Annotated in this window: 14 protein-coding genes; 4 read left to right on the top strand and 10 right to left on the bottom strand. The window is 64.3% G+C overall.

Annotated elements, in window-relative coordinates; all coding sequences use genetic code 11:
- Window positions 1-10 precede the first annotated feature (10 nt).
- The 4 genes from J5J83_RS18610 to J5J83_RS18595 all read right to left on the bottom strand — a co-directional run bounded on the left by J5J83_RS18610 (window position 11) and on the right by J5J83_RS18595 (window position 3,874).
- Window positions 11-808, bottom strand: coding sequence for an ABC transporter permease (locus J5J83_RS18610; RefSeq protein WP_212351426.1), 798 nt, complete (start codon window positions 806-808; stop codon window positions 11-13).
- A gap of 61 nt (window positions 809-869) precedes the next feature.
- Window positions 870-1,892, bottom strand: a complete 1,023-nt coding sequence (locus tag J5J83_RS18605; RefSeq protein ID WP_249115782.1) for an extracellular solute-binding protein — start codon at window positions 1,890-1,892, stop codon at window positions 870-872.
- Between the two features lie 14 nt (window positions 1,893-1,906).
- Window positions 1,907-2,737, bottom strand: a complete 831-nt coding sequence (locus tag J5J83_RS18600; RefSeq protein WP_249115781.1) for a DeoR/GlpR family DNA-binding transcription regulator — start codon at window positions 2,735-2,737, stop codon at window positions 1,907-1,909.
- 180 nt (window positions 2,738-2,917) lie between these two features.
- A complete protein-coding gene (locus J5J83_RS18595; protein WP_212351425.1) occupies window positions 2,918-3,874 on the bottom strand; it encodes a DMT family transporter in 957 nt (318 codons plus the stop codon).
- A gap of 86 nt (window positions 3,875-3,960) precedes the next feature.
- Between J5J83_RS18595 and J5J83_RS18590 the strand changes: the two genes are divergently transcribed.
- Together J5J83_RS18590 and J5J83_RS18585 are read left to right on the top strand one after the other, a co-directional pair.
- Window positions 3,961-4,854: a LysR family transcriptional regulator gene (locus tag J5J83_RS18590; RefSeq protein ID WP_212351424.1), complete on the top strand. Its 894-nt coding sequence runs from the start codon at window positions 3,961-3,963 to the stop codon at window positions 4,852-4,854.
- Between the two features lie 283 nt (window positions 4,855-5,137).
- On the top strand, window positions 5,138-5,845 hold the full coding sequence (locus J5J83_RS18585; RefSeq protein WP_212351423.1) for a mobilization protein: 708 nt from the start codon (window positions 5,138-5,140) through the stop codon (window positions 5,843-5,845).
- A 56-nt stretch (window positions 5,846-5,901) separates the two neighbouring features.
- On the opposite strand, the gene J5J83_RS18580 is transcribed toward J5J83_RS18585, so the two are convergent.
- From J5J83_RS18580 to J5J83_RS18570, 3 genes are read right to left on the bottom strand one after another with little or no spacing between them, the layout of a single operon-like run.
- On the bottom strand, window positions 5,902-6,333 hold the full coding sequence (locus tag J5J83_RS18580) for a GtrA family protein (protein ID WP_212351422.1): 432 nt from the start codon (window positions 6,331-6,333) through the stop codon (window positions 5,902-5,904).
- Window positions 6,330-7,973 carry a glycosyltransferase family 39 protein gene (locus J5J83_RS18575; protein ID WP_349251920.1) on the bottom strand — a complete coding sequence of 548 codons (1,644 nt, stop codon included), beginning with the start codon at window positions 7,971-7,973 and terminating at the stop codon, window positions 6,330-6,332. The genes J5J83_RS18580 and J5J83_RS18575 overlap by 4 nt, the downstream gene beginning before the upstream one ends.
- Window positions 7,970-8,974, bottom strand: a complete 1,005-nt coding sequence (locus tag J5J83_RS18570) for a glycosyltransferase family 2 protein (protein ID WP_212351421.1) — start codon at window positions 8,972-8,974, stop codon at window positions 7,970-7,972. Before J5J83_RS18570 ends, J5J83_RS18575 begins: the two co-directional genes overlap by 4 nt.
- Window positions 8,975-9,074: 100 nt before the next feature.
- On the opposite strand from J5J83_RS18570, the gene J5J83_RS18565 reads away from it, so the two are divergent.
- On the top strand, window positions 9,075-9,944 hold the full coding sequence (locus J5J83_RS18565; RefSeq protein WP_212351420.1) for a ChbG/HpnK family deacetylase: 870 nt from the start codon (window positions 9,075-9,077) through the stop codon (window positions 9,942-9,944).
- A 29-nt stretch (window positions 9,945-9,973) separates the two neighbouring features.
- Here J5J83_RS18565 and J5J83_RS18560 read toward each other — a convergent pair whose 3' ends face one another.
- On the bottom strand, window positions 9,974-10,981 hold the full coding sequence (locus tag J5J83_RS18560; RefSeq protein WP_212351419.1) for an NAD-dependent epimerase: 1,008 nt from the start codon (window positions 10,979-10,981) through the stop codon (window positions 9,974-9,976).
- Window positions 10,982-11,096: 115 nt separating this feature from the next.
- On the opposite strand from J5J83_RS18560, the gene waaA reads away from it, so the two are divergent.
- The gene (gene waaA, locus J5J83_RS18555; protein WP_212351418.1) at window positions 11,097-12,356 is read left to right on the top strand and encodes a lipid IV(A) 3-deoxy-D-manno-octulosonic acid transferase; all 1,260 of its coding nucleotides are present in this window, start codon (window positions 11,097-11,099) and stop codon (window positions 12,354-12,356) included.
- 21 nt (window positions 12,357-12,377) lie between these two features.
- On the opposite strand, the gene J5J83_RS18550 is transcribed toward waaA, so the two are convergent.
- On the bottom strand, window positions 12,378-13,739 hold the full coding sequence (locus tag J5J83_RS18550; protein ID WP_212351417.1) for a sigma-54 dependent transcriptional regulator: 1,362 nt from the start codon (window positions 13,737-13,739) through the stop codon (window positions 12,378-12,380).
- On the bottom strand, window positions 13,736-15,292 hold the full coding sequence (locus J5J83_RS18545; RefSeq protein ID WP_249115780.1) for a PAS domain-containing sensor histidine kinase: 1,557 nt from the start codon (window positions 15,290-15,292) through the stop codon (window positions 13,736-13,738). The genes J5J83_RS18550 and J5J83_RS18545 overlap by 4 nt, the downstream gene beginning before the upstream one ends.
- Between the last annotated feature and the right edge of the window lies 1 nt (window position 15,293).

Here is a 15,293-nt window from a genome sequence, read left to right as displayed (position 1 = left end):
CGTTGCGCCCTCATCCTGCTGCCGCCACGGTGGAGCCCGCAGCCGTCCGCGCCAGCGCCAATACCAGCCAGGTCACCGCACCGAGCACGAAGCTCAGCGCCGCCGCCATGGCGATGTTGGCCGACAGAGTGAACTCGGTATAAATGACCATCGGCAGCACATTGATGCGCGCCGCCAGCGTGAACGCTGTGCCGAAGGCGCCCACTGCGGTCGCGAAACAGATCGCGCCGGCGGAGATGAATGCCGGTTTGAGCCCGGGCAGGATCACGTCGAGCACCACCCGCCAGGTCGAGGCCCCCAGCGAGCGCGCGGCCTCTTCGAGCCGGTGGTCGAGCTTCTCGGTCGCGCTCATCACGGTGAGGATAGTGCGGGGCACGGAGAAATACACATAGCCCATGAACAGGCCGCCAAGGGAATAGGCGAACACCCATTTATCGCCGCCAAGCGCCTGGGTGAGCGCGCCGATCAAGCCCTGGCGACCGGCCAGCATGATCACCATGAAGCCGATCACGACGCCGGGAAAGGCCAGCGGCAAGGTGAGCATCGACACCAGTAGCGCATTGCCGGGAAAGCGGTGGCGCTGCAGAAACACGCCCGCAATCGCGCTGATCAGGAGCGTGGCCACGGTCGTGGCGGCTGCCACACCGAGCGTGGCGAGCAAGGCGTTGAAGTAGACCGGATCGGTGAGGATGGCGGTGTAGGCCGACCAGCCGCGTGTGCCGCTGCCGCCGACGAGGAACAGCCTGCACATCGGCAGAAGGAAAAATGCCCCGAAAAAGGCGGCCGCGGGGAGGAGAAGATAGATCATGAGCACACTCGCAATCGCCCTGCACGCGCCGCACATGCGCCACGTGCAGGAGCGGCGGGAATTACTTCACTTCATTGCGATAGCGTTCAACGATCATCGGCTGCGCGGCAGCGAGCTTCTTCAGGTCGACCGGCTTGGCACGCGCATAGTCGGACTCGGGCAGGAATCGCGCCTTCGCTTCGGCCGACAGGTGCTCGGCGAACACCGGTCGCAGATAGGCGTTGCCCCACATGGTCTGGCTTTCATCCGAAAGCACGAAGTCGAGGATCTTGCGACCGTTCGCAGCCTGAGGCCCGCCCTTCACCAGCCCCATCACGTAGGGCAGCACGACCGTCCCTTCCTGCGGAATGACGAAACGGGTCGGGGCCTTGTCGCCGTACTGACCGCGGTAGGCATTGAAATCGTAGTCGATCAGGATCGGGATCTCGCCGGAGATGACGCGGGCGTAGGAGGTCTGCTTGGGTACGATGGGCTGGTTCTTCGACAGATTGTTGAAGAAGGCGATGGCCGGGTCGAGGTTGTCGTAGCTGCCACCGAGCGCCAGATTGATCGCCATGACGCCGAGCTGCCCGACCGCGGCTGAAGTCGGGTCGAGATAGCCGACCATGCCCTTGTATTCAGGCTTGAGCAGGTCGGACCAGCGTTGCGGTACCGGCTTGCCACCGAGTGCTGCAGTATTGACGAACAGCCCCAGGGTGCCGGAATGGATGGCGAACCAATGGCCGTTCGGATCCTTCAGGCCATCAGGAATCTTCTCCCAGCCCTTGGGCTTGTAGGGCGTCAGCACGCCGGCGTCGCGCGCCGGATCGGCCGCAATGCCGCCGAGATAGACGACGTCAGCCACCGGATTGGCCTTCTCGGCGATCAGCGCGGCGATCGACTGCCCCGAGTTCTTGTTGTCCGGCGGCACCTCGATACCGAGACGCGTCTTGATCGCTTTCAGTTGCGAGCCCCAGTCGGCCCATTCGGGCGGGCAGTTGTAACAGATCGCATGCTCCTCGGCATGGGCGATGCCGATGGTGCCGACAGCCGTCACGGCCAGGGCCATGCCGGCAACGAGACGTCGCAGGTTCGGAAAGTACATGGTCGGATCTTCCTTCAGAGGGTGGGTGGATGGGATGGGGGTGCAACGATCAGCGCGACGCCGGCCGCCTCGAGCATTGCCGCGATCGGGGACGGCACCGCCTGGTCGGTGAATACGCAGCTGACCTCGGTGATATGCCCGCCGCGTACGATGGCGCCGCGGCCGAACTTGGAATGGTCGAGCACGAGGAAACGCCGTCGGCAATGGCTCGCGAGCTCGGTTCGCATGCGCACTTCGTCATGATTGAAATCGAGCAGGCTGCCGTCCTCGGCCACACCGCCGACACCATAGATGCCGATGTCGACCGAGAAGCGCGAGAAGAAGCCGTGCGCTTCACCGGCGATGACGTCGCAATCGAGCTTGCGCAGCCGGCCACCGGCAATCGTCAGCTCGCATGAGGGGTTGCCGCGCAGCGCCAGCGCGACATTCAGATTGTTGGTCATGACCCTCAGACCGGCCCGGTCAGCCAGCGCATGCGCGCATTCTTCAGGCGTGGTGCCGATGCCGAAGAACAGGCTTGCATTCTCCGGCACGGCATCGGCCACGCAACGGGCAATACGGCGCTTGGCCTCGCGATCCAGGATCTGCCGCGCCGGATAGGCAACGTTCTCCCCCTCCGGCAAGACATCGATGCCGCCATGCCGGCGGCGGCACAGACCCCGATCGCACAGGGCATTCACATCGCGGCGGATGGTCTGGGTGGTCACGCCGAACAAGGCCGCGAGCGCATCGATCGACTGGAAGCCGTGAACGCCGACCCGGGCGAGGATGGCCCCCATGCGATCCTCGGCCGACAGCAACTCGGCTGGCTGACCTGTTGTGCGAAGGATGTGCCCGTTGTTCATTTGAACATCATCACACCGCCCTGTTGCGCTTCATTGACGTTCATATGAACAACAGATGAAGGTTCAGAACGCCTCCTCCGGCAACCCCGGGAGCGGCTCGGTCACCCACCCTGAGCGATGGCGGCCGGCGCGGACACGATGTGCCCGATGGGCATGGGTCAGCTCAATGCGCGCAGACGTTCATGCCGTTTGCGAGCAAATCGAAGCTGGCGCCCGGGTCCGGGGCGGGCGCTGCAGAAGGTTGTTCAGCACAAGCGCAAGGATGACCAGGCCGCCGCCGCCCAGCTCCCACCCACCCACCGGCTGCCCCTGTACGGCCTGGATGACAAAGGCGGTGATGGGCACGAAGTTGATGAAGAGCACACCATTGACCGGCCCCAGGCGTCGCACGCCCTCGTTCCACCCGATCACCGCCACGACCGAGGCAAACACGATGATATAGGCGAAGTGTGGAATCACGTCCGCCAGCCCGGAAGCCCGCGGCAGCTGCGCGGCGCCAGCAGAAAGCGCGACCGCCGTGCATAGCGCGACCCCGCCCATTCCGAAGCTCACGGTCAATGCGCTGTAGCGAAGTGGAGACCAGCCCGTGAAATTTCGCGCGCCGAGCGTGTAGATCACCCAGGACAACACGCCGGCCAGGATCAGTCCATCCGCCCCCGCCGAACGCGACTCGAGCAGCGCCGAGGGATGGCCGTCGGCCACCACCATGGCCACGCCGAGAAAGGCCATCACGATACTGAGCCGGGTATGCCATGGCGGCAGCATTCGCGACATGACGGCGTTGACGATCACGGTCAGCAAGGGCATCAGCGCAACCAGGATGGCGCCGTGTGCCGGCGACGACGCGCGCAGACCGGTAAACACGAAGAGGCCGAATCCGCAGAATCCGGCACAACCAAACGCGAACAGGGACCAGCCCCGGCCGTCGGTGCGCAATGCGATTCGCCCTTCAACTGCCCACAGGATCGCCACCATGATCAGGGCCGTGATGCCGTACCGGATCAGTGTCAGGAAGTAGGGATCAACGAATTGCAAAGTGGCCTTTGCCACCGGAAACATGCCGCCCCAGCTCAGCGCCGCAGCCAGCATGCAAAGGCCGCCGAGCAGCAGCGGCCGCGTGGATGTGTTGGAAATCATGCTTGCACTCCATTGAGTTGACCTTGTGCAAACGATGGTAGGAGGCTAAAAAACACTCGGCAATTAGCAAAAAACAGGAATTATCTGTGCACAAATCACCCGAACCGGCATTGCACTGGGAAGACATCCGCTACTTTCTGGCGCTTGCGCGCGAGGGCAGCCTGTCTGGTGCCGCGCGCAAGCTTGCGGTCGAACACTCGACCGTTGCACGCCGGGTCGACAGCCTGGAGCAGGCGCTCGGCTTGCGTCTTTTCGATCGCCTCCCACGTGGCTGGCAATTGACGGCCGAAGGCGAAGACATGCTTGGCCTTGCCGAGCGCATGGAGGACGAGGCATTCGCCTTCGAACGCGCGGCGGTCGGCGCCGGGAACCTGCGCGGGACAGTAAGGGTTTCGCTGCCACCCAGTCTGGCCAGCCTGTTTCTGGTGCCGCGCATCGCGGCCCGTCATGCGGACTGGGCTGGCATCACGCTGGAGCTGGTCAGTGACCTGAGAGAGGTGAATCTGTCCCGTCGTGAAGCCGACCTGGCCGTCCGCCTGGGGCGTCCGCGAGATCCCGGGCTGGTGGTGCGCTCGCTGGGAAAGCTCGGTTTCGGGCTATATGCGCATCCCGACTACGCCCGCGTGCGCGACGAATCGGAGTGGACATTCATCGGGCTAGACGACAATCTGCGGCACCAGCCACATCAGATCTGGTTCGAGCGTTACGCAGGCAAGCGCAGCTTCGTATTGCGCAGCAACGATCAGATTGCATTGCTTGGCGCAGCGCAGGCGGGGCTGGGCGTTGCCTGCCTTGCGCATTATCTGGCAGGCCATGACGCGCGCCTGGTGCGGATTCCGACGCCCGATCCGACGCCTCCCCGCGAAATCTGGCTGGTGCAGCATGCCGACGTCCGCCGCTCCCCGCGGGTGCGCGCCATCGCCGACCTGATCACCACACTGTGTGAGGAGGAGGCGGCCTTTCTGAGCGGTCCGCAATAGACACCGGGTGCAGGAGACAGGAAGCAGGTCGACGCACCTCGCCGGTGCACGGCCGCACCGTGGTGGGCCTCCTCGCGCGCAGGTTTCCTGCGCCGCGCCCGCAAGGCGGCGCAACGGGCTGCCCGTGCGCACGCCCCCGCGCCGCTTGCGCTCCGCATGCTTCTTGCTAAACAACCGACATCTGCAACATGTCGCCCTCAAAATCGGCCATCTGCAGCTGCTACACTGACCCGTGCGGCCACCTGCCATCCGGCTCTTGCTTCCCAATCAACAGGACGAATCTATGCGCTCACTCAACTTCATCGGCGGCGAAAAAGGCGGCGTCGGCAAATCGGTCGCGTCACGGGCGCTGGCGCAGTATTTCATCGACCGCGAGCGCCCTTTCACCGGCTTCGATACCGACCGCTCGCACACGACCTTCACCCGCTTCTATGGCGACTACGCCGCGCCGGTCATCGTCGACAGTTATGAGGAACTGGACGCGATTGCGAGCACCTTCGAGGACGTCGCCGACGATGAAGAAAAGCACAACAGCGTGATCGTTGATCTCGCCGCACAGACGGCCGCCCCGCTGGCACGCTGGATCAAGGATTCGGACCTGCTGCCGCTCCTGGCGGAAATGGGGATCGCGGTCAATTTCTGGCATCTGGCCGATGCCGGCAAGGATTCGGTCGACCTGCTGGGGAAACTGGTGGCCACGCACGGCGCCGGACCCAACTACTTCGTGGTCCGCAATCTCGGCCGGGGCAGCGACTTTTCCCAACTGGACGAGTCCGCAGCGCTCAAGGATGCACTGGCCATGGGTGCGCACGTGGTCAGCCTGCCCGAACTGCATGAGGGTTGCATGCGCAAGATCGATCGCCAGGACGCAAGTTTCTGGGCCGCCATCAACACCCGCAACGGCAGCGATGCACTGGGCATGCTCGAGCGCCAGCGGGTCAAGACCTGGCTGCGCAATACCTACGCCATGTTTGACGGGCTACCGCTGTAGGTTTCAGCCCGCAGGATGGCCGGCGGCGAAAAGGATGTGCCGGTCATCCCGTTCTCTCAAACGCCTTCGCCGGCATCCGCGCGCGCGGCCTTGACCGCCTTGGGGCGACCGAAGGTCCATCGCGCGTTGCCCGCGTAGTGCCAAAGCAGCAGCAAGCCGGTGGTGAGCAGTTGTGCCACCAGGTAATGCAGCGCCAATACATCGACAAACATGTACATCAGCGCCGCATTCCAGCACAGACCGATGCCGGCAACGGTCATGAAGCGCGGGAAGGCCTCGACATGCGCACGTTCGGACGCGAAAACGAAGCGGCGACCGATCGCGTAATTGACGACAGCCCCGAGCAGGAAGCCCGCGATCGACCCAGGCAGCGGTGCAGCGCCGAGGCCCTCCACCAACGCCAACAGCAAACCGTAGTGCGCCGCCGTCCCCACCGCACCGACCGCGGCAAAGCGCAGGAAACGACCAAATCCCGTCACCGTAGTCATTCCGGAATGCGATCCTCGCCCTCCAGGTGGCGACGATCGAGCACCACCGCCAGCGGTACACCTTCACGCACCACCGAGGCGACGAGATGCCCCTTGAGGACCCGATCGCAACCCATCTGCGTCGGCGACAGGTAGAAGTCCGCGTCCCTCCAGTCATCGGTGACCTCAAGCGCCGGACTCAGCCACTGCTGCGCCTGCACCTCTTCTGCGCATACCGCGACGGTAAGGTGTTGTCCGATGAGGCCTTTGCGTGCCACATAGGCATTGAGATCCAGCGCCGCTTCGCGCAGACTCGCGGCCCAGTAATCCTGCTCCCACTGCCCCACGGTACCGGGTAGCCCGCCGGCAATCCCGTTGTAGGCAACGTATTCATAAGGATGCAGGCGGACGAGCGCCGCCCCGTGCCCCAGCGCCAGTACGACGCAGCCAAACGTGGCGAATTGCCGGCCGCGCGCGAATGGTGCGGCACGCTGCCAGGCATGCGTCAGTCCGACGCCGGCGAGAACCGCCAGCGGCGGCAGCAGGAACGTGAAGTGGCGAATGCCGTTGTACAGCGGCGGTGCGGCAAGCAGCGTGTAGCTCAGCGGCACCATCGCCGCCAGCGCGAGCGGCAGCCACGGCAAAGCTGCCTTACGCCCGGCCGCATGACGCAAACCGGGCAAGGCCCGCAGCGCCGTCAGCACGGCCAGTACCAGACCGAGCAGGAAGAGTTCGGGCAGTCGTACCAGCAGGTACCACGACAGGTAATAGCCGGGCACATCGCCGTTGGCCATAACCTTTCCACCCAGAATGGTGTTGAGTTCGAAGGAAAAATGGGAAAACGCGGTCATGGCCTTGAACAGGTTGCTCGGCGACTTCATCGCCCACGGCCAGAAAATCCCCATCAACACGAGTGCAATAAGCGCAGCGGGCCATACCGCGCGCAACGAACTGCCAAGGAAACGGATCCGGTCTTGCAGACCGGTCGCACCAAGCCAGGCCGCAGCCAGCATGCCAACGCCAAGATAGAACACCGCAAACACGGCACCGACCCGCAAACCGAACGCACACCCGATGGCGAACCCGAGACCCGCCACGTCACGCCATGCCGGGCGCGGAAGCGTGGGCAGAATGCGCACGATGAACAGCAGCGACCAGATCATCGTGGTGGCAAACGGCACATCCTTGGTATGGGTAAACATGGCGCCGGTCCACGCACCGGTCAGCGCCAGTACCACCAGTGCCGCCAATGCCGCCCAGTCTCCTGCCAGGCGTCGTGCCAGCAACCAGGTTCCAGCCAGCCCGCCAAGTCCGAAGAGAGCCGACAGCAGATGGCGCATGTCCCACACATTGACGCCGGGCAACATGCGCTCGAGTCCGGCCGCAATCAGATCGAACAATCCGCCATAGAGGTAAAGGTTCTTGTAGGCAAAGGCCGACTGATCGACCAGACCCGACCCATAGAAGTCAAGTAGCAAGCGACCGTAGACATGCTGCACCTCCTCGTCGTTGCTGATGCCGTACTGGTTGAAGCACAGCAGCACGAAGAGGCTCATGCCGGCCAGCACCCCCCACCCAAGCCGGGCGCCGGACAGTGCCCCGAATCCCGATACTGCCCCGATCCAACGCCCGTTGGCGGTACCTGTTGCCGCGTTGCTCAACGTGCCTGCTCCTGAAATCCGATCCGGTCCGAAACAAGATACAGGGGACGAGCCTTGACCTCGGTGAAAATTCGCCCAACGTACTCGCCCAGCACGCCCAGGCTGATCAGCTGGATCCCGCCCATGAACAGCACCGCCACCATGATGGACGCGTAGCCGGGCACATCGATGCCCCACACCATGGTGCGCAGCACGAGCCACAAACCATAGGTGCCGGACAATGCCGCCATGCCAATGCCAATCAGCGACCACACCCTCAGCGGGAGCGTGCTGAAAGCGGAAAAACCATCGATGGCGTAACGCAGCAGGCGCAGCAGCGACCACGCCGACGCACCTGCCGCACGCTCGGCGGGTTCGAAATCGACCGTTTCCTGACGGAACCCGACCCAACTGGTAATGCCCTTCATGAATCGCGTGCGCTCGGGCAGGCTGTTGATGGCGTCGACGACGGCACGATCGAACAGTCGGAAATCCCCACCGCCCTCGGCCAGCGCAACCTCGGAGACGCGCCGGAACAGGCTGTAGAAACCGCGCGACAATTGCCGCCGCAACCAGGGATCGGTGTCGCGCGAGCCACGTACGGCAGTGACCATCTGCGCCCCGCCATGCCAGCGTGCCATCATCTCCGGAATGAGTTCGGGCGGATGCTGCAGATCGCCGTCCATCAACACGATCACGTCGCCGATCGCGGCGCGCAATCCGGCAGCCATGGCGGCTTCCTTGCCAAAATTGCGCGCAAAGCGAAGCCCGCGTACCGTCGGATCCATGACCCCGAGGGCGGCCACTTCGGCAAAGGTCGTGTCGCGGCTGCCATCATCGACGAAGACCAGTTCGTAGCCGGCCAGGTCCATGGTATCGAGCACGGCACGCAAGCGCGCGTGCAGGGCCGGCAACGAACCGCTCTCGTTGAACAGCGGGATTACCACGGACAGCAAGGGGCGCTCAACTCTCGCCTTGACGGCGGGGGTGGCAAGCGCTTCATTCAGATCAGGACGTGACACGGTCGCACACTCGCACGAAGAACCTCCGGCGCGGAGGAATACACGGTAAACGAGGCACCCCGCTGGTGCGTTGACCGATCACCTGTTACAACGGATTGCAATGTCAAATATTTCCGCTTCGAAACCATTCGTGCTGTGCGCAGACGACTTCGGCCTGGCGCCGGGCGTCAGTGACGCCATTATTGAACTCATTGCCGCCGGCTGCCTGTCGGCTACCAGTTGCATGACCAACTGCGCCGACTGGGCACGTGCCGCAGCCATCCTCAAGGACACCGTCGCCAGCTGTCCCGCGGACGTCGGCCTGCATCTTACCCTTACCGATCACCGGCCCCTGAGCGCGGCAAAGGGACTGACGACTGCCGGCCGCCTGCCGCCGCTTTCCCGCTTGCTGCCGCGCGCCCTCCTTCACGCCCTGCCGGCACAGGCCGTACGTGACGAACTGCGTGCCCAGCTCGATGCCTTCGAGGCACGCTGGAACGCAGCGCCGGACTATATCGACGGCCATCAGCATGTGCACCTGTTGCCGACAGTTCGTGAGGCGGTCGTGACCGAAGTGCAGCGCCGCTACGCGGCCGGAACGGTTTGGCTGAGAAACTGCGTGGAACCCGCAGGCGCCTGTATCCGTCGTGGCGTCGCCACACCCAAGGCCCTGTTCATCGCGCAGCTGGGACGCCCACTCAAACGTCTGGCGGACGCTGCCGGAATCGCGACCAACGCGGGCTTCTCGGGGCTGCATGACTTTTCTGCCACGCACCCTTTCCGGCCCCGCATGCAGGCCTTCCTCACCGTACTCGGCCCACGCCCGCTGGTGCATGTTCACCCCGGCCGGGTCGATGCCGCACTGCTCGCCTGCGACAGCCTCACCACCCCGCGCGAGGTCGAACTGGCCTACCTCGCCAGCGCGGATTTTGCCGACGACCTGACTGCGGCCGGGCTCAGACCGGCACGGTTTTCGGCATTTGCCGGCTGACCCCGCAAGACGCGGGGCCACACCCCTGCTCAGGCGCCGTAATAGCCCCGGTACCACTCGATGAAGCGGCCGACGCCGTCACTCACGCTGGTGGCGGGGATGAAGCCGGTCCACTCGTTCAGCTCCGAAGTATCGGCATAGGTTGCGGGCACGTCGCCATCCTGCAAGGGCATGAAGTTCTTCTGCGCACTGCGTCCGAGCGCCTTTTCGATCGCCTCGACGAAGGCCATCAGCTCGACCGGATTGTTGTTGCCGATGTTGAATACACGGAACGGCGCCTTGCTGCGACCAGGATCCGGCTGATCGGCATTGAAGCCGGCATCGGGTTCGGCAACGTGATCGAGGGTACGAAGCACGCCTTCGACGATGTCGTCCACATAGGTGAAGTCGCGCTTCATCTTGCCGTGATTGAAGACGTCGATCGGCCGGCCTTCTAGAATCGCCTTGGTAAACAGGAACAGGGCCATGTCCGGCCGTCCCCACGGCCCATACACGGTGAAGAAGCGCAGTCCCGTGGTGGGCAGGCCGTACAGATGGCTGTAGGTGTGAGCCATCAGCTCATTGGCCTTCTTGGTGGCCGCGTACATGCTTACCGGATGGTCGACGCTGTCGTGCTCGGAGAACGGCATCCTGGTGTTGCCGCCGTACACGCTGGAACTCGACGCGTACACGAGGTGCTGCACCTTGCCGTAGCGGCAGCCTTCGAGGATGTTCATGAAACCGACGATATTGCTGTCGATGTAGGCATGCGGGTTCTGCAGCGAGTAGCGCACGCCGGCCTGTGCGGCGAGGTGGATGACGCGATCGAACTTTTCCTCGGCGAACAGTCGCTCCATGCCGGCGCGGTCGGCGACATCCATCCTGACGAAACGGAAGGCCGGATGCGGCGTCAGGCGTGCCAGCCGACTCTCCTTGAGCGTGGGATCGTAGTAGTCGTTGAGGTTATCGAGACCAACCACCTCGTCGCCGCGGGCGAGCAGGCGCTGAGAGGTGTGCATGCCGATAAAGCCGGCTGCGCCGGTGACGAGGATTTTCATGGTTTATTGAAAACGGGATTTGAAGACGCGCGGATTATCTCACGACCCTCATGACGATTGCCCGACTACCACGTCACGCCCTTATACTTTCGCCGTTCCGTTCCAATCGGCCTTGATGCTCCATCGTATTTCCTACTCGTTGCTGTGGCTTCTTGCGCTTCCACTGGCCCTGCTACGCCTGCTGTGGCGCGCCCGCAAACAGCCGGCCTACCTGAAGCACGTACGAGAGCGCTTCGGCATCTACGATGTACGCACCCCGGGGGCGAGCATCTGGGTCCATGCGGTATCGGTGGGTGAGACGCGGGCCGCCGAACCCTTGATCAAGGCGCTGCTGGGGCGCTGGCCGGAGCACACCATCATCCTCACGCACATGACGCCCACCGGGCGGGCGACTTCGAAGGCCCTTTTTGCCGACTCGCCGCGGGTGTTGCGCGTGTATCTCCCCTACGACCTGGGCTTTTTTGCCCGTCGCTTCCTGCGCCACTTTCACCCCCAGTTCGGCGTCATCATGGAAACCGAACTGTGGCCCAACCTGCTCGCAGCCTGTCGCCGCCTTCACATACCCGTGCTGCTGGCCAATGCCCGCCTCTCGGATCGGTCGGCGCGGCGATATGCCTGCCTGCCGTCGCTGACCGCGCTGACGCTCGGCGCCCTGAGCGCACTGGGCGCACAGACGGCTGCGGACGCGGCACGTCTGAGTGCGCTCGGCGCGCGTCGCGTCAGCATCACCGGCAATATCAAGTTCGACAGCACACCGCCAGCAGAGGCCGCCGCCCTGTCGCACATCTTTCGCACACGCTGCGGCAAGCGGCCGCTACTGCTGGCAGCAAGCACGCGCGATGGCGAAGAGGGCCCGCTACTGGATGCCTTCAAGCAGCTGGCGCCATCCGAGGCATTGCTGATCGTCGTCCCGCGCCACCCCCAGCGCTTCGACACGGTTGCCGCACTGGCCGCCGCCAAGGGCCTCCAGACCCAGCGCCGCAGCGACAACACGGACGTATCCACGGACACGCGGGTCTGGGTGGGCGACTCGATGGGCGAGATGTTTGCCTACTACGCTGCGTCCGACATCGCGCTGATCGGCGGCAGCTGGCTCCCGCTCGGAGGGCAGAATCTGATCGAGGCCTGCGCCGTCGGTACACCAGTGCTGGTCGGCCCGCACACCTTCAATTTCGCCCAGGTCACCGAACAGGCGATCGCACATGGCGCCGCAGAGAGACGGTCGAACCCGGAAGACGGCATGCGCGCTGCGCTCGAACTGCTCGCCAATCGACCACGGCTCGAGGCAATGTCCGCAGCGGGGCTGGACTTTGCCGCCATCAACCGCGGCGCCACCAATCGCACCATCAACCTGCTCGAGGATCTCGCCGGCTGAAGCCGGCCGTGCCCGCTGCGCTCAGTCCATACCCCATTTCTGCAAACGGTAACGCAACTGCCTCAGCGTCATGCCCAATTGGCGTGCAGCCGCCGACCGGTTCCACCGTGTCTCGTCGAGGGCACGCAGGATACGGATGCGTTCGTCGTCGGAGTCGTCCTCGCCGTCATCTTCGAATCTGCCGAGCTGCATCGATTGGGTCAGCCCCTCGGTGGGATGCAGGTCGAGATCGGCCGTCGTGATTTCCTCGCCATCGCACATGGCACAGGCACGTTCGAGCAGATTCTCGAGCTCGCGCACGTTTCCCGGAAACGGATGTTGCTGCAGCACCGCCAATGCACCGGCTGCAAGGCTGCGTACCGGCCCACCCTCACGCTGCGCAAGCAACGCCAGCACATGTTCCGCAAGGGCGGGAATATCCTCGCGCCGCTCGCGTAGCGGCGGCACCCGCAGCGTGATCACGTTGATGCGAAAGTACAGATCCTGGCGAAATCGGTTCTCATTGACCAGCTGCGCCAGATCGCGATGGGAGGCCGACAGAATGCGTACATCCACCGCCACCTCGGCATGCGCCCCCACCGGTCGCACCGCACGCTCCTGAATCGCACGCAGCAGCTTGACCTGCATCGCAAGCGGCAACTCACCCACTTCGTCGAGGAACAGGGTGCCGCCATGCGCGGCCTGAAACAGGCCCTCCTTGTCGGCGGTCGCGCCGGTAAAACTGCCCTTGCGGTGTCCGAAGAACTCGCTCTCCATCAGGTCGGGGGAGATCGCGCCGCAATTCACCGGCACGAATGGACCCGCCGCACGCGCGCCCAGACCGTGGATCAGGCGCGCAATGACCTCCTTGCCGGTACCCGACTCGCCATGGATGAACACCGGCGCCTGGTTGCGGGCGAGCTTGTCCACCTGCACCCGCAACTGTGCCAGCGCCGCAGAAGAACCGATCAGGTTGCGCCGTCCGTCGGGCGCGGCCTCGCCCGACGGCGGCTGGAGCTTGAGGGCGTGGGTGACGAGTTCGCGCAAGGCCTTCAGTTCCACCGGCTTGGTGACGAAGTCGAAGGCCCCCGCCTTTAGCGCACGAATGGCCGTTTCGATACTGCCGAACGCGGTGATGACCGCCACCGGCAGGCCCGGCTGATGGTGCTGGATGAACTCCACCAACTCGAGGCCGTCACCATCAGGCAGGCGCATATCGGTCAGGCATAGGCGATACCGCCGCTCGGCAAGCAGCGCCCGTGCCTCGGCCACCGTGCCCGCGGCATCGCACCCCAGACCCATGCGCAACAGCGACAACTCGAGGAGTTCGCGAATGTCCTCTTCGTCATCCACCACCAGCACGTCAACACTGGCGCTCCGGTTGCGACGATCCTGACTGTTCATGGGCGACTCCGTCCGGTCAGCACAAAGTGGGCACCGGACGTCTCCGGCCGCAACTCGAGCGTGGCGTCGTTCGCCTCGGCAAGCTCACGCGCGATGTAAAGCCCGAGTCCTGTCCCCTTTGCGTGGGTAGTGAAAAATGGCTCGAACACCTGCACCCGCAATGCCTCTTCGATGCCCGGGCCATCATCCCGCACATGCAGGCAGACCAGGCCGTCCTCACCGATGGCGCCATGGACGCGCACCGCACCGGCTTTCCCGGTGCAATAGCGGCGGGCATTGGACAGCAGATTGTCGAGTATCTGGTGCAGGTGGGCACGGTCGATCGCCAGCGTCAGCGCAGGGTCGATGTCGATGTCGAACACGGCGCATTCGGCGTCGCCGCGCAAGCCCTGCGCATCAACGACTTCAGCCACGAAGGGCGCCAGTGGCAGAGCCTCGGGCAATGCCTGCTCCCTGCGCCCCAGCGCCAGCACGTCGCGAATCATGCGTTCGATACGACTGGCGTTGTCGTTGATGATGCGTGCCAGCCGGGCCTGCATGTCGGCACGCTTTTCGTCCTGCAAGAGCTCGGCTGCCTGGCTCACGGCGGAGAGCGGATTGCGGATCTCGTGCGCCATGCTGGCGGTCAGACGGCCTAGTGCAGCAAGCTTGAGTTGCTGCATCTGACGCTGGATGTCCTCGAAATCAGTGATGTAGACCAGCGCATCGCCGCCCACGGCGGCCTCCGTGTCGGCCTCCATCACGCGGCAGCGCAGCAGCCGGCGGGCAGCGCCCAGGCGCATCATGCGGCCATCGGCACCACAACACTGCTCGCGGCAATCGGCAAAACCGTGGTCGATATCGGCCAGCATCAGCCCCTCGATGCGCTGCAGGCCGAGCAGTGCCGCGGCCTGGGGATTGGCCTGGCGTACAACACCATCGGCCCCCAGCACGATCACGCCATCGCGCATGTCGCGGATGATGCGCTCATTGACCGCCTGCTGACTGACGAGCGCCTCGCCTCTCGCCTGCGCCAGCGTCGCGTTGTACTTTGCTCGCTGGGCGAGCAAGCGCGCCACCAGAGCGATACCGAAGAAGGCCACGCAGGTAATGCCCACCTGCAGGAAATCACCCGGGGTACCGTCGGCGATATAGCGCCAGCCGTTTTCCGCCAGCACGGCGACGGTGGCCACGGCGGCCAGAAAAAGCACCATGCGCCCTTCGGCCACCAGCCCCGCGCCGGCCAGCATGATCATCATCAACACCGGCATGCCACTGCGGAATCCACCACTGGCCCACATGATCACGGTAAGCAGGATCACGTCGAGCACGACCTGCAGCGTCACCAGGCGATTGAAGCCGAAGAATCTTGCCGCATCCGGAAAACCGAGCGCGAGAATGGAGGCGAGATAGCACACCGATCCGACAAGATAGATCGACGGATGCTCGCTGCCCAGATTGAGCTCGCGCCCGGCAACAATGAAGATGCCGGACATGATGAGGCGAAACAGATTGAAGTAGCGCAGCGACTGCTGGCGGGAAGGATCGACCTCGGCGCCCCGGGACTCGGCCAAG

Source organism: Azoarcus sp. L1K30 (assembly GCF_018122735.1).
Lineage (GTDB): Bacteria > Pseudomonadota > Gammaproteobacteria > Burkholderiales > Rhodocyclaceae > Parazoarcus.
Note: the sequence above shows the minus strand (reverse complement) of the source record. Positions and strands in the feature narration are given on the sequence as shown.